Origin of the sequence: Faecousia sp. (genome assembly GCF_048519415.1) — a bacterium.
Classification (GTDB): Bacteria; Bacillota; Clostridia; order Oscillospirales; family Oscillospiraceae; genus JAZOXB01.
On sequence record NZ_DBFZUT010000027.1, the window covers coordinates 1 to 14,658 of the forward strand.

General features: G+C 60.6%; 11 protein-coding genes. 8 read left to right on the forward strand and 3 right to left on the reverse strand.

Annotation, left to right across the window (positions count from 1 at the left end; all coding sequences use genetic code 11):
• The first annotated feature begins 64 nt into the window (after positions 1–64).
• Together ACMKFF_RS02995 and fic are read left to right on the forward strand one after the other, a co-directional pair.
• Positions 65–1,378: an RNA-binding domain-containing protein gene (locus ACMKFF_RS02995; RefSeq protein ID WP_419495979.1), complete on the forward strand. Its 1,314-nt coding sequence runs from the start codon at positions 65–67 to the stop codon at positions 1,376–1,378.
• Positions 1,379–1,392: 14 nt separating this feature from the next.
• The gene (gene fic / locus ACMKFF_RS03000; protein ID WP_419495980.1) at positions 1,393–1,998 is read left to right on the forward strand and encodes a protein adenylyltransferase Fic; all 606 of its coding nucleotides are present in this window, start codon (positions 1,393–1,395) and stop codon (positions 1,996–1,998) included.
• A gap of 60 nt (positions 1,999–2,058) precedes the next feature.
• Here fic and ACMKFF_RS03005 read toward each other — a convergent pair whose 3' ends face one another.
• Positions 2,059–2,316: an alpha/beta-type small acid-soluble spore protein gene (locus ACMKFF_RS03005; RefSeq protein ID WP_419495981.1), complete on the reverse strand. Its 258-nt coding sequence runs from the start codon at positions 2,314–2,316 to the stop codon at positions 2,059–2,061.
• Between the two features lie 301 nt (positions 2,317–2,617).
• On the opposite strand from ACMKFF_RS03005, the gene ACMKFF_RS03010 reads away from it, so the two are divergent.
• From ACMKFF_RS03010 to rhaD, 4 genes are read left to right on the forward strand one after another with little or no spacing between them, the layout of a single operon-like run.
• Positions 2,618–5,182 carry a family 78 glycoside hydrolase catalytic domain gene (locus ACMKFF_RS03010; protein WP_419495982.1) on the forward strand — a complete coding sequence of 855 codons (2,565 nt, stop codon included), beginning with the start codon at positions 2,618–2,620 and terminating at the stop codon, positions 5,180–5,182.
• Positions 5,173–6,453 carry a rhamnulokinase gene (locus ACMKFF_RS03015; protein ID WP_419495983.1) on the forward strand — a complete coding sequence of 427 codons (1,281 nt, stop codon included), beginning with the start codon at positions 5,173–5,175 and terminating at the stop codon, positions 6,451–6,453. The genes ACMKFF_RS03010 and ACMKFF_RS03015 overlap by 10 nt, the downstream gene beginning before the upstream one ends.
• Positions 6,450–7,700 (forward strand): L-rhamnose isomerase, encoded by a 1,251-nt coding sequence (locus tag ACMKFF_RS03020; RefSeq protein ID WP_419495984.1) that lies wholly within the window; start codon positions 6,450–6,452, stop codon positions 7,698–7,700. Before ACMKFF_RS03015 ends, ACMKFF_RS03020 begins: the two co-directional genes overlap by 4 nt.
• On the forward strand, positions 7,697–8,506 hold the full coding sequence (gene rhaD / locus ACMKFF_RS03025; RefSeq protein ID WP_419495985.1) for a rhamnulose-1-phosphate aldolase: 810 nt from the start codon (positions 7,697–7,699) through the stop codon (positions 8,504–8,506). Before ACMKFF_RS03020 ends, rhaD begins: the two co-directional genes overlap by 4 nt.
• Before the next feature lie 66 nt (positions 8,507–8,572).
• On the opposite strand, the gene ACMKFF_RS03030 is transcribed toward rhaD, so the two are convergent.
• Together ACMKFF_RS03030 and ACMKFF_RS03035 are read right to left on the reverse strand one after the other, a co-directional pair.
• Positions 8,573–9,898, reverse strand: coding sequence for a hypothetical protein (locus ACMKFF_RS03030; RefSeq protein ID WP_419495986.1), 1,326 nt, complete (start codon positions 9,896–9,898; stop codon positions 8,573–8,575).
• Between the two features lie 96 nt (positions 9,899–9,994).
• The gene (locus tag ACMKFF_RS03035; protein WP_419495987.1) at positions 9,995–12,442 is read right to left on the reverse strand and encodes a LuxR C-terminal-related transcriptional regulator; all 2,448 of its coding nucleotides are present in this window, start codon (positions 12,440–12,442) and stop codon (positions 9,995–9,997) included.
• A 160-nt stretch (positions 12,443–12,602) separates the two neighbouring features.
• Here ACMKFF_RS03035 and ACMKFF_RS03040 point away from each other — a divergent pair, with 160 nt between their 5' ends.
• Together ACMKFF_RS03040 and dprA are read left to right on the forward strand one after the other, a co-directional pair.
• Entirely contained in the window at positions 12,603–13,349 is a 747-nt protein-coding gene (locus tag ACMKFF_RS03040) for a TrmH family RNA methyltransferase (RefSeq protein ID WP_417323790.1), read from the forward strand.
• Positions 13,350–13,379: 30 nt separating this feature from the next.
• The gene (gene dprA / locus ACMKFF_RS03045; RefSeq protein ID WP_419495988.1) at positions 13,380–14,645 is read left to right on the forward strand and encodes a DNA-processing protein DprA; all 1,266 of its coding nucleotides are present in this window, start codon (positions 13,380–13,382) and stop codon (positions 14,643–14,645) included.
• Positions 14,646–14,658: the final 13 nt, after the last annotated feature.

Sequence of the window (14,658 nt, forward strand, 5' to 3'; positions counted from 1 at the left end):
ATTTTCACTTGTTTCATATAAAAAATGTGGTATAATAAAAATAACCAACACGGAGGTGTGATTGATGCAGTACGAAAACGAGCGCATGGAATATAAATCTCAACTGACGGACGACATTTACAAGGAAGTCATCGCCTTTACGAATACTGACGGCGGTGTGATCTATATCGGCATTGACGATCAGGGAAATGTGACCGGCATTGACAATGTGGACGAGACCTACACGCGGCTGACGAACGGTATCCGCGACGCCATTCAGCCGGATGTGACAATGTTCGTGCGCTATGTGCTGCAGGAGAACAAGGTCATCCGCATTGAAGTCGGTGAGGGCAGCTATAAGCCGTATTATCTGAAGGGCAAAGGACTGAAGCCCGCTGGCGTTTACGTCCGGCAGGGCGCGACGAGTGTGCAGGCGTCGCCGGAACAGATCCGGCAGATGATCAAAGATTCGGACGGCGACGTGTTCGAAGAAATGCGCTCCGTACAGCAGAATCTGACCTTTGATGAAGCTGCGGCTGCGTTCAAGCGGTACAAGGTGGATTTTTCAGAGGACAAGTATATTGAGCTGGGGCTTCGGAACATCCACGACGATCAGTACACCAATCTGGCGCTGCTTCTGTCCGATCAGTGCCAGCACACGACAAAAATCGCCGCATTCAACGATGAATCCTGCACAGAGTTCCGGGACAGCAAGGAGTTTGGCGGCTCGATCTTCAAGCAGTTTGAAAACTCGATCAACTATCTGGCGCTGTGCAACAGGACAGTCTCCACCATCAAGGGCGTCATCCGCACGGATAAACAGGACTATCCCGAGGAAGCCATCCGCGAAGCGCTGCTCAATGCGCTGGTGCATCGGGACTACAGCTTCAGCGGCAGCATTATCATCAACGTGAACGACAGCAAAATGGAATTTATTTCTCTGGGCGGCCTCCTGCCCGGCCTTTCCACGGAGGATATCCGCCTCGGCGTTTCTCAGCCGAGGAATAAGAAGCTGGCGGAGATCTTTCATCGTCTGCGCCTGATTGAAAGCTACGGCACCGGCATCCGCCGCATTTTCAAGCTCTATGCAAACTGCCCCGCCCAGCCCAGCATTGAGGCAACGACAAATGCATTTAGAATCGTGCTGCCGAACATGAACGCTGTTTCTGCGGGCGCAGAAATTGCGGCAGAATCAAAGCCCGCCGCGCCGGTCATTACGTCGCAGATGAAAATCGTTCTGGACTACCTCAAGGAATACGGTGAAATGCGCGACGAGGAGTTGCAGGAGCTGCTGCATATCAAAAAGACCAGAGCCTATCTGCTGACCCGCCAGATGAGCGAGGAAGGGCTGATCGAGGTCGTCGGCAGAGGGGCGGAAAAGAAGTATAGATTGAAGTAACGAGGAGGTGCGCTATGGCACTGGAAAATAAATTGGGGCTGACGAGTTCTGCAGACCTTGCGCGGGAGGAGGAACGGATCAGCAAGAAAAAGGCCGTGTGGCTGTTTGAAAGCGGCACGCTGGACAAGCTGCCTGTCGGCACGTTCGCGTCGCTCAAGGCAATTCATAAGTACCTTTTTGATGACATTTATGACTTTGCGGGTGAGCTTCGCACTGTAAATTTGGCGAAAGGCAATTTCCGCTTCGCGCCGCTCATGTATCTGGAAGCGGCGCTGACCAACATCGAGAAAATGCCGCAGAGTACATTCGATGAAATCATCGAAAAGTATGTGGAAATGAACGTCGCTCACCCGTTCCGCGAGGGTAATGGGCGCAGTATGCGCATCTGGCTCGATTTGATGCTGAAAAACGGTATCGGACAGGTCGTGGATTGGAGCAAGGTCGATAAGGAGGACTATTTGCTTGCGATGGAGCGCAGTCCAATTAAGGATGTGGAGATTAAAGTGCTGCTGAAAGCCGCACTGACGGATGACGTGGATAGCCGTGAGGTCTTTATGAAGGGCATCGACCACAGCTATTATTACGAGGGGTATACGACGTTCAAGACAGAAGAACTGTAGGTCAATCTAAAGAGTCAGCACGAACAGCGGATGACGTTCCGCTTGTTCGTGCTGACTTTCTTATACGCTGATCCGCACTATGTACCGCACCGCCTGTATATGCCCCTCCATGATCCGGTTATTTCTTGTAAATCTCGCGGTTCGTATGGGGCACACGTTCTTGACCATCTGGCCGCCGACGGAGCCGGCCTCACGGGAGGTCAGGTGACCGTTGTAGCCCTGCTTCAGGTTGACGCCGACTTCGTTGGCGGCTTCCATCTTGAACTTGTCCATGGCCTCGCGAGCTTCCGGGATATTGATCTGGTTCGTATTTTTCATTGCGTACATCTCCTTGAAATGTGATTTTGGGTACCGCAGTCATAGCATTGCCCGAAAAAGATCGAATATGCCGGAAGTCTGTCAGGGAATTTCCGGCCGTTCTTCTGAAAATTGGGCGGCGGAAAATGCTGTCAAAAGCAATTGACAAATTCCGGACGGCTCTCTATAATGAATTAAAGTGATGAACAAAGGCGCGGCTTGCGCAGTGTTTGCCGCGGCGGGCCGATACTCTGTTTCAGAGCACAAGGATACCGGCAAGACTGGCAGCGATTTCTGCTCGCTGAAAACAGGAGAGTGAATCATGAAAGCAGTACGATTAAAAACGGAATATCTGCAGGACCCTTTGGGCATTGATATTCCGCATCCGCGGCTGTTCTGGACTTGTGAGGACGGGATCACGCAGAGCGCATTCCAGATCCTTGCAGCGACGGACGGCCGTACGGTATGGGACAGCGGGAAGGTGCCCTCCGGCTCCATGCACGCGGATTATCCAAACGCGCTTGCTTCCCGGCAGCGCGTCAGCTGGCGCGTGCGGCTCTGGGATGAGAACGACGATCCCGGCGCGTGGTCGAGCGAGGCCTTTTTCGAAATGGGGCTTCTGAATGCTTCGGACTGGAGCGCCCTGTGGATCGCGGGGGACTATCCCGTCCGTAAAAAGCAGCGCTACCCGGTGGATTGCTTCCGCAAGGTGTTTTCCGCGGGACAGGTTCAAAAGGCCCGGCTGTATCTTACGGCCTGCGGCCTGTATGAGGCGCGGCTCAACGGCCGGCGCGTCGGGGACGCGCTGCTGACGCCCGGCTCCACGGACTACCGCAAGCGCATCCAGTATCAGGTCTACGATGTGACGGACCTGCTGCGGGGCGGCGAAAACGCCCTGACCGTCGAGCTGGCGGACGGCTGGTACCGCGGCTCCAACGGCGGCGCAGGGCAGACGAACACCTTCGGCACGCAGACAAAGCTGCTGGCGCAGCTGGAGCTGACGCTGGCGGACGGAACGACGCAGACCGTCTGCAGCGACGGGAGCTGGGCGTGGAGCAATGACGGCCCCATCCGCTTTGCCGACCTCAAGGACGGCGAGATCGTGGATGCAAATTGCGAGCCCTCCTATTCCGGCAGTGTCCGCGTCGTGGAGGAGCATGCGCCGCTGACGGCATCCGACAACGTACCGGTCCTCGAGCGCGAGCGCTTTGCCCCGGTCGAACGGATCACAACGCCGTCCGGCAAGACTGTCCTCAAATATGCGCAGAATCTTTCGGGCTATGTGTCCTTCCGTGTGACGGCACACAAGGGCCAGCGAGTCCACATCACGATGGGCGAAACGCTCGATGACAGCGGCGAACTGACGCTCCGGAACATCCAGTGCATTACCAAAGGAAGACCCTCACCGCTGCAGGAGCTGGATTACACCTGCAGGGAGGGCGTGAACGAATACACGCCGAAATTCTATTACGGCGGCTTCCAGTATGCGCAGGTCGACACGGACGTCGAATTCCGGACAGAGGATTTTACGGCAGTTGCCGTCTACAGCGCCTTTGAGGAAACTTCAAAATTCGAGTGCTCCAATCGCCTGATCAACCAATTTTACCACAACACTCTGTGGTCCCTGAAGAGCAACTCCACCGACGTGCCGACGGACTGCCCGACGCGTGAGCGCATGGGCTGGACGGGCGACAGTCAGGTCTTCTTCAACACGGCGTCCTATCTCACGGACTATGCGGCCTTTGCCCGCAAGCATGTGCGCGACATTTTTGACCGCCAGTGGCGCAGCGGCCGCCTGCCGCAGATCGCGCCGTTTGCAAACGAGTCGCCGAGCATCAACAAAATGAACGGCTCCGTCGGCTGGGCGTGCGCAGGTGTCTATATCCCGTACTATTTCTATCAGAAATACGGCGACGACCGCCTGCTGCGTGCGTATTACGACAACATGCTGCGCTATGCGGACTTTATGATCCGCCGCGCGGGGAAATGGGGCGGGATCTTCGCCAAGCCCATGCATCTTTCCCACAAAAATCGAAAGTATGCTGTTAACTGCGGCAAGTCCTACGGCGAGTGGGCCGAGCCGAATGACGTCATGGCCTTCCACGGGATCGACTTTTTCATTCCGCACCCGGAGGAATCCACGGCCTATACATATTTTACGCTCAAGCGTGTGCTGGAGATCGCCTCGATCCTCGGCAAGCCGGAAACGCCGCAGCTGGCGCGCATCCGGGAATACAGCGAGGGCGCGAAACGCGCCTATCAGGAACTCGTTACGAAGGACGGCTACTCGCTGGATACCGACCGGCAGGCCAAGCTCGTCCGGCCCTTGTATATGGGGCTGCTGACGCCGGAGCAGGAGGCCTTTGCCAGAAAGCGCCTCATTGCCGCGCTGGACCACTATGGCTGGCGTCTCGGGACCGGCTTCCTCTCCACGCCGATGATCCTGGACGTTCTGGCGGGGCTGGATATCAGCTATGCCTACCGTCTGCTGGAAAACGAGGAAATGCCCGGCTGGCTCTTTATGCCGAAGTCCGGCGCAACAACGATCTGGGAGGCCTGGGAGGGCAACCAGAAGGACAAATGGATCGCCTCGCTGAACCACTATTCCAAAGGCGCGGTCTGCGAGTGGCTGATGAACACGATGTGCGGCATCCGGATCACCGGAGAAAACCATGTTACAATTGCACCGAAGCCCGGCGGGGACATCACCTTCGCACGGGCTAGTTATTGGAGCATTTGTGGAAACGTTACGACAAGCTGGGAGCGGACGGAGAACGGCTATCGGCTGACCGTGGGCATCCCTGCGAACACAACGGCGGAGATCCTCCTGCCGGACGGAACGGGCCGGACCGTCGGAGCCGGACAGCATCGGTATGAATGGAAATGAAACGATATTACCTTGCCATTGACATCGGCGCGTCCTCCGGGCGGCACATTGTGGGCTGGCGGGAGGACGGCGAAATCAAAGCAAGAGAGGTCTACCGCTTCCCCAACGGCGTACAGGAGCAGAACGGCCATCTCGTCTGGGACGTGGATGCGCTGCTTTCCCATGTGAAGGCGGGCATCGCGGCGGCGAAGGCCGAGTTCCCGGAGATCGTCAGCCTGTCTGTCGATACCTGGGCCGTGGACTATGTGCTGCTGCGCGGCGAGGAAGAAGTCCGTCCCGTCTATGCCTACCGCGACAGCCGCACGGAGGCGGCCATTCCCAAGGTTCACGAAATTCTGCCGTTTGCGGAGCTGTACGCCAAAACCGGCTGCCAGTTCCAGCCCTTCAACAGCATCTACCAGCTCTATGCCGATCAGCTGGCGGGGCGGCTGGAGGGCGTGACGGATTTTCTGATGATCCCGGAGTATCTCCTCTGGAAGCTCTGCGGTGTGAAGTCCAGAGAGTACACCAACGCCACTACCACCGGCATGGTAAACGCAGAAACGGGCAAATTTGACCCGGAGATTATTTCAGCGCTCGGTCTGCCGCCCATCTTCCCCAAACTCCAAAAGCCGGGGACGGTGCTGGGCGAGTATGAGGGGATAAAGTGCGTCCTCTGTGCCACCCACGACACCGCCTCGGCGGTGGAGGGCATCCCCATGGAGGAAAACGCGCCCTATATTTCCAGCGGCACATGGTCGCTTTTGGGCGTCAAAACGCCGAAGCCCATTACAATTACCGCCAGCCGTGCCGCCAATTACTCCAACGAGGGCGGCGTGGGCTATAACCGCTATCAGAAGAACATCATGGGCATGTGGCTGGCCAACGAGCTGCAAAAGGAGCTTTGCAGCGGGCTGGGCTTTGCGGAGATCGTGAACGCCGCAAAGGAGAGCCGCTGCGATGCCCTCATCGACGCCAACGCCCCGGAATTTCTGGCTCCCAAGAGTATGAAGGCCGTCTTTGACACGGCGACCGGCGGAAAGCTCATCAGCATCGGCGATTATTTCCGCTGCGCCTATCGCAGCCTTGCAGAGAGCTATGCGAAAGCCCTTGCAGAGCTGGAGCGAAACACTGGAAAGCAATACGACAAGCTGTACATCGTGGGCGGCGGCGCGAAAAACGACTTGCTAAACCGCCTGACGGCACAGGCCACCGGCAAGCGGGTCGTTGCCCTGCCCATCGAGGCGACGGCGCTGGGGAATCTGAAAATACAAATGGAGGCAGACCTATGAGCTATACGGAAGCAAAAGAAAAATACGCCGCCCTCGGTGTGGATACCGAAGCGGCGCTTACAAAGCTGAAAACTGTGCCGCTATCCCTGCACTGCTGGCAGGGGGACGATGTGCGCGGTTTCGACACCGACCCCACCAAGCCCCTTACCGGCGGCATCCAGACCACTGGCAGCTATCCCGGCCGCGCGAGGACTCCGCAGGAGCTGATGGCGGACATCGAGGAGGTGCTCAAGCTGTGCCCCGGCACAAAAAAGCTGAACCTCCACGCAAGCTATGCCATCTTTGACGACGGCGAGTGGGTAGATCGGGACAAGCTGGAGCCCAAGCACTTCGCCCCGTGGGTGGAGTTCTGCGAAAAGCACGGCCTCGGCGCGGACTTCAACCCGACGTTCTTTTCCCATCGCAAGTGTGATCCGCTGACGCTCAGTTCCCCCAACGAGGAGACCCGCCGCTTTTGGGTGGAGCACGGCAAAGCCTGCGTGCGCATTTCGCAGTATCTGGCGGAGGCGCTGGGGCAGACCTGTACCATGAACATCTGGACAGGGGACGGCTTCAAGGACATCCCCGCCGACCGTCTGGGGCCGCGTATGCGCTACAAGCAGTCCATCGACGAAATTCTCTCGGAGCCCTTTGACTTTACCAAGGTCAAGCCATGCGTCGAAAGCAAGGTTTTCGGCATCGGCGTGGAGAGCTACACCGTGGGCAGCGCGGAATTTGCCCTGAGCTACGCCGCCATGAACAGGGATAAGTGCATCCCCCTGATGGACAACGGCCACTATCACCCCACCGAGGTGGTCAGCGACAAAATCCCGGCACTGCTGACCTTCTTCCCGGAGATCGCCCTGCACATCACCCGCCCGGTGCGCTGGGACAGCGATCATGTGGTGCTGTTCGATGACGAAACGAAGGAGCTCTGCAAGGAGATCGTCCGCTGCGGCGGCTTGGACGGCCGGGTGTATCTGGCGCTGGATTACTTCGATGCCTCTGTCAACCGCATCGCCGCGTGGGTCACGGGCTTCCGCAATGTGCAGAAGGCCCTGCTGAACGCCCTGCTGACGCCGGATATGACGGCTGAACAGAACGCGGGTAATTTTACCGATCTGCTCGTTCGGCAGGAGGAACTGAAGACCATGCCCTTCGGCGAGGTCTGGGCAGAGTATTGCCGCCGCTGCGGCGTGCCGGAGGACGGCGCGTGGCTGCCGCTGGTGTGGGCGTATGAAAAGAACATTCTGGAGGCGAGAGCATGAAAAATATTCTGACAGCCCCGTGGATGGTGGAGATGATCCGCACCGTGACGAATATGTACGACCACGGCTGGGACGAGCGCAACGGCGGAAATGTGAGCCTGCTGCTGGAGGAATCGCAGGTCAACGATTATGTGGACGGCGCGGTTCTGCGGGAGATTCCCACGGGCTTTTCCTGTCCAGAGCTGGACGGCAAGTACTTCCTCGTCACCGGCACAGGCAAGTATTTCAAGAATGTGCAGTACGCCCCGGAGGTCAATCTGGGTCTGGTGCGGCTGACAAATGGCGGCGAGACGGCACAGCTTCTGTGGGGCTTTGCGGACGGTGGGAAATTCACGTCCGAATTTCCGGCACACATGATGAGCCACGCCGAGCGTTTGAAGGTGGATCCACAGAACCGTGTGGTCATGCACTGCCATCCGGCAAACCTGCTTGCCATGACCTATGTCCACATACTCGATGAAAAGCAGTTCACCCGCACGCTCTGGCAGATGTGCACGGAGTGCATTGTGGTGTTCCCGGACGGCGTGAATGTGCTGCCGTGGATGCTCTGCGGCACGAACGAGATCGGTGAGGCCACCGCTGAGAAGATGCGCACCGCCCGGCTTGTTGTCTGGGCGCAGCATGGCATCTACGGCGCAGGCAAGGACTTGGATGAGACCTTTGGCCTCATTGAAACCGCCGAAAAGGCAGCGGAAATTTACATGAAGATCGCCCACCTGCCGCTGGTCAATACCATCACCGACGAGCAGATGCACCAGTTGGAGGCCCATTTCGGCGTGAAGGCAAGAGAGGGCTATCTGGCCTGAATCCTGTTTCTGTTATAGACCAAACCGGCAGCCGGAAACGCATCCGGCTGCCGGTTTGGCCTGTGCTCAGGCACAGAGGTCGAAGAACAGGAAGTGCTCCGGGTCGATGAGGTCGATCGCAAGGATGCTTGCCTCGGGACAGATCCTGTCGAGATCCAGCCGGGCGTCGGTCTCGTCATAGGTGGCGGGCTGCGGCTCGGCGGCGAAGATCAGGCCGTCGTAGTCCTCGGGCACATAGACGATGTAGCTCTTCGTAAAGAGCCGCCCACCGTCCGCGGTGTCCTCCCACTGCGTGGAATAGAAGAATTCGATCTCGTAGTCCGTGCCGTTCCAGCTGACGGTGTGCAGGTAGTGATTCTCGCCACGCTCTGTGTCGTCATAGGCGGAGGAGGCGGTCAGCCACATGCCCGTGTAGTAGTCATAGAGCTCGCTGCTCAGGACCGTCTGAAAATCCTGCTCGAAGTAGGGGATCGACTCGGCCGGGATGTAGCACACGGCGTCAAAGGCGATCTCGCGCATGCCGTCGTGGACATTGTCGTCCTGCTTCGTCACCTGCCACAGGCAGGGCGCGGTCTGGTAGCCGTCGCCGCCCTCTGCGTAGAAGCAGACGCCGTCCTCCAGCTCATATGGGCCGCCGCCCACGTCGCAGTTGATCATCAGATCGCCGTTTTCAAAGGCGGAGCGCAGCACGATCGCGCTGACCTGCCGCAGAACGCCGCCGTTTGCGGGATCGAGCAGTTCGCCGGACGGGGAATACTCCAGCACGAGCCTGTCGTCGGAATCCTCATAGCCCAGCTCCACGCCCGCCGCGCCGGCAGTGGCAATGCCGGATTCCAGCACGGTCTCCTCGGAATTCAGAATGTCCCATGTGCCGTCCTCGTGGATGCGGATCCAGAAATTCTGACCGACGTATTCCCAGAGGCCAACATAAGCTGCGAGGTATTGCGTGGAGTCTGAGGCGTAGGGACCGTAGGAGGCGTCCGGCTGGAACTGGAAGCAGTCCTCGCCCTCCCAGTACCAGACGAGCACCGTTTCGGTGCCGTCCTCCTGCCGGAATTCCAGCCGGATGTCGCTGCTGCCGTCGCCGGTCACATCGTCAAAGGAGATGCTCCAGTAATCGGACGCGGCGTTCGGGATTTCAACGGGATAGGTGACGCTGTCAAAGCAGATCTGTTCCGCCTCGTCGTAATAAAATGTCGCCCATTCGCTGCCGATGCAGACGCAGACCGGCGTTTCCACGCCGTCCTGCACGATCGTGCCCCGGTCGTTTACCATGCCCGTGGTGCGCCAGTCCTCGCCCGGCAGCTCCTCCGTCGGGGCCTCCTCTCTGCCGCAGGCGGCGAGGGTCAAGAGGAGTGCAAGGGCCAGAAGCAGGGAAAATGCTCTTTTCATGATTCGATCCTTCCTTTCCGTTTTCTGCCGGGTAAAAAATTCCACCGTACAGAGACATTGTACGGCGGAATGTTCAGAAAGTCTATTAACCAAAGGTTAACCAGGCTGCTTTAACAGGACTGCAAGCTCCTGCCGTTTCCGGCGGGTGTCGCCGTCGATGTGGAGCTTGGCATAGAGCTGGTTCAGATACTGCTTGACGCTGCCCTCGGAGAGGCCGAGCCGCCCGGCGATCTCGCGGTTCGTCAGGCGCTGCGCAAGCAGGTCGGCAAGCTCCAGCTCCCGCGGGGTAAGCCCGGCGAGGGCCGCAGGCCGGGTGCGGCGCGCCTCAGACAGCCTGCCCAGTTCCGCGATCGCCTGCGTGTCCGGGCGATTTTCCAGCAGCGGCGCAAGATAGCGGTAATTCTCCGCAAACGGCAGAATCAGTCCGTCCGGCGCGGCATCGGCCAGAGCCTGCTCCAGCAGCGCCTCGGCCTCGGCGCGTTTGCCGAGCTGCGCATAGGCGGCAGCCGTCTGGATGCGCACATGGAGGGCGACAAGGGCATAGGGGAATCGCGCGCAGGCGGCCAGAAGCGCCTCGCTCCGGCCGATGAGCCGGGCATACTCTCCCTGCGCCAGCCAGACCTGATTTTCGATCATGTCATACATCGGCCGTCCGGGGGCCAGAATGTGGACGGTGTCGAGCCGGTGCAGGCGGAACAGCTCCGGAATGCGCTCCGTATCTCCGCGCAGCGCATCATAATAGGCGCAGATGGCGTAAAAGATCGGGAGCCATGCGGCGTTGTGCTGCCGCACCAGCCCGGCGTTGCGCTGCTCGCGCGTGTACGGCAGGGAAACGTCCCGGAAAAGCGACAGCCGCAGCGCCAGAAGGTCGCAGCACAGGGCCATGCTCTCCTGCAGAGGCCCGGTGCTCCGGTCGCGCTCCAGCGCAATATGGGCGTCGGCAAAGCGGCACTGCAGAAGCAGCGCCTCCGCACGCATGATCTGCTCCGCCCCGCGGCCGTGGCCGTTCGTGACGCGGTAATAATGCGGCATGCACTCGTCCATCTCGGACAGCTCTGCCTCCAGCGCGCCGGGCGTCCGGTGGAACATCATCAGCACGGAGGGCGAGCCGAACGTCCAGCCGCCGCTCCGGCGGATGGTGATGGCCGGACGGGTCATTTTGCTGCTGGCGCTGCGGTGCAGGCGGCTCATGGCCGAAATATCGTTGTAGGATAGGAAGCTCAGGATGAGGTCGCATTCGCCAAGCAGATTTCCGCGCTCGTTCGGCGGCAGCTCCGGGTGCGCGTCCAGCGCGCTCTGCAGCAGCTCGCGCAGCTCCAGCATCTTCGGGATACGGCTCCAGTTGAACATGCAGCGCATCAGCACCAGAATGGCAAGCGGATGCGCCAGCAGCGCGTCTTTCGGGCATTCCTCCAGCGCAGAAAGCACCAGAGCGGGGTCCAGCGTGGAAAGCAGAATGCCGGCGTCCTGCGTCACAGCGTCCAGCAGGGAAGCATAGTCGCCGCAGCGCCGGAAGGAATCCATGGCGTGGAGCATCTGCCCGTGCGCGGCGTACCAGCGCCCATAGCGCGCCCGGCAGGCCCGCTGCCGGGGCTCCGGGAGCGTGCGGAAGACCTGCGCGGCGCAGGCCTTCATCATGTGGTGGAAGCGATAGGTCACGCCGTCCGGAAGAAGGCTGGCAAAGGCGTTCTGCGCAGTCAGCGCGCCCAGCAGCTGCTCCGTTTCCGGCTCTTCGGTGACAAAGCGCGCCATTTCCGCCGTGAATTCATCGGCAAGACCGAGCACGGCCAGAAATTCCTGTGTGCGCTGCGGCAGCGGGTCAAGCATGGCGGCCGTGAACATGGCGTAGATATCCGAATTTCCGTCGGCCAGCGTTCCGCGCTCGGCCAGCGAGCGCAGATTGAGGTAGACGGCGGAGAACCAGCCCTCCGTGGAGGTCAGAAGCGCGGTCAGCTGCGACTCGGACAGCGCGGCGCCGCAGCGGCGGGCATAGATGGCCAGCTCCTCGCGGCCAAGCCGGAGCTGCTCCGCGCCGATCCGGTGCAGGCGGATGCCCAGACGCAGCTGCGCGTCGGCAGGCAGAAAGCGGTCGCGCCCGGCAACGATGAGGTGGACGTTTTCCGGCAGGCGGTTTGCAAGCGTGCACAGGAAATCCGCGACGCGCGCATCGGCCAGCAGGTGAAAATCGTCGAGGAAGAGATAGCACGGCTCCGGCCCGGCCAGCCCGCGGCACAGGCCGTCCGCCAGAAGCCCTGCGCCCGCGGCATCGACAGGGCAGTCGTAGTCACGCAGGAACGGGAACCCGGCGTGGGCAAAGGCCTCCTGCGCGCTTCGCCAGAGAATGGCAAGGTGGGCGGAATAGACGCTGATGCGGATACAGTGTGGCGGCGCCTCTCTGGCGAGAAACCAGTTGACGGCCGTCGTCTTGCCGTAGCCCATGGGTGCAACGATCGCCGTCAGTGCGCAGTGGGAGACCGGCCGCAGGCTCTCCTGCAGCCGCCCGGAAATATAGATCGTGTTAAGATCATGCCTGATGCGCGCCATCCGCTCACCTCCGGAAATATCGTGTCTGCAGGCATTATAGCATATGTCGCATTTTGGCGCAACTGGCCGCACGATGCGGCGGGAAAACATGCATTGATTTCCGAAAAGTGATGTGCTATACTATTTAATATAGATATCAAACCAGAGGAGGGTCTCCCGAATGGAGCGTATCACAAGCAGTCACAATCCGCTCGTGCAGCACATGCGGAAGCTGCAGACCTCGCGCGCCTATCGCGAGAGCTGCGGCGAATTTGTGGCGGACGGCTGGAAGCTTCTGGAGGAGGCACTCAAGTGGTATCCCGAGGTGACGGCCGTTCTGACGAGCGAGCCGGAGCGCTGCCCGGCACTCCCATCGTCGGCACGTCTGGTCGAGGTCCCTGCGTCATTGATGCAGAGCGTTTCGAGTATGCGCACGCCGCAGGGCGTTTTATTCTCCCTGCGCCTGCCGCAGGAGGGCGCGCTCCGGGTGCAGCCCGGCATGCTCCTGCTCGACCGCATCCAGGACCCCGGAAACCTCGGCACGATCCTGCGCACGGCCGACGCCTTCGACCTGCCGGTCCTGCTGACGAACGGCTGCGCCGATCCGTTTTCCGAAAAGACGGTGCGCGCCTCCATGGGCGCGGTGTTCCGCCGTCCGCCGCAGAGCGCACCGATGGAGGACGTCCTCCGTGTCTGCCATGCCGCCGGGATCCCCATTGCGGCGACGGCGCTGTCCGACACGGCGTGCGATCTGCGCGAGGTCGATCTGAAGCGCCATCTTGTCGTCATCGGCAGCGAGGGGCAGGGCATTTGCCCGGAGCTGCTCGCCGCCTCGGACCGGCAGATCATCATTCCCATGCAGCCGCGCTGCGAGTCGCTCAATGCGGCCGTCGCGGCGGCGATCGTGCTGTGGCAGATGCGGCCGTAGCGCGGGAGAACACGGAAGGAGGGCGCGCAGATGCAGAAGCACTGGGTTTGGCTGGCAACGCGAAGCGGCATCGGGGTCCGGGGCCGCGCGGAGCTGCTGCGCCGGTTCGGCACGGCAGAGCGCATTTATGCCATGGACCGGGCCGCGCTGCAGGCGGAGGAAGGCCTGCGGCGGAGCTGGCTCGAGCCGCTGCTCGACAAAACGCTGGACGGCGCGGAGCGCATTCTGGCGCAGTGTGACCGTTTTGACATCCGCCTTCTGACCTATGCGGAGCCTGCCTATCCCGAGCGGCTGCGCAACATTGCAGACCCGCCCGCTCTTTTGTATTATCAGGGTCGTCTGCCGGATTTTGACCACGAGGCCGCGATCGCCGTTGTCGGCTCACGCCGGTGCAGCGCCTACGGCCTGCTGCACGCCAAGCAGTTCTCCCGCCTGATCGCCGCAAGCGGCGGGCTTGTGATGTCCGGCGGTGCACGCGGCATCGATACCATGGCGCTGCAGAGCGCGATGGACCTGCCGGAGCCGGTCGTTTGTGTGCTGGCCTGCGGGCTCGACATCGCCTATCCGCCGGAAAACGGCCAGCTGTTTGCGCAGATCGCGTCGAGAGGCTGCCTCCTGAGCGAATACCCGCCGGGGACGAGCCCGATGCGCGGCAATTTCCCGGTGCGCAACCGTATTCTGAGCGGCCTTTCCGTTGGCGTTCTCGTGGTCGAGGCCTCGGCGCAGAGCGGTGCGCTCATCACGGCGCGGCTGGCGCTGGAGCAGGGCAGGGACGTATTTGCCATTCCCGGCAATCTCGGCGTCGCCTCGTGCGAGGGGACGAATCGCCTGCTGCGCGAGGGTGCGCTCATGCCCGAAAACGGCTGGGAGCTGCTGCAGGAATACACGCACCTGTTTCCGGGCAAGCTGGCGGACGGTCGCCGCCGCGAGGTGATGGAGCAGCGCTTTGGGTCGCATTACGCAGCGGCCGTCCCTGCGCAGCCCCTGCCGGAGAGACCGGCAAAACCGGCCCGCCCGGCAGCGTCTTCACCGGAAAAGTCCCCAGCCCTCGACAAAAAAGACATTGACAATCCGCCTGCAAGGCCTTATAGTGACAGAAAGAAAGCACCGCCCGCCCTGTCCGGCGACGAAGCGGCGGTCTATGCCGCCCTGACGCCGGAGCCGATCCTTGCGGATCTTCTCACGGAGCATACGGGCCTTCCGCCGCAGCGCCTGCTTGCGGCCATGACCATGCTCCAGATCAAGGGGCTGGCCAAAAAGCTTCCCGGCAACCGCTATCAGCGCGCCGGAGGATAATGGATATATGGAG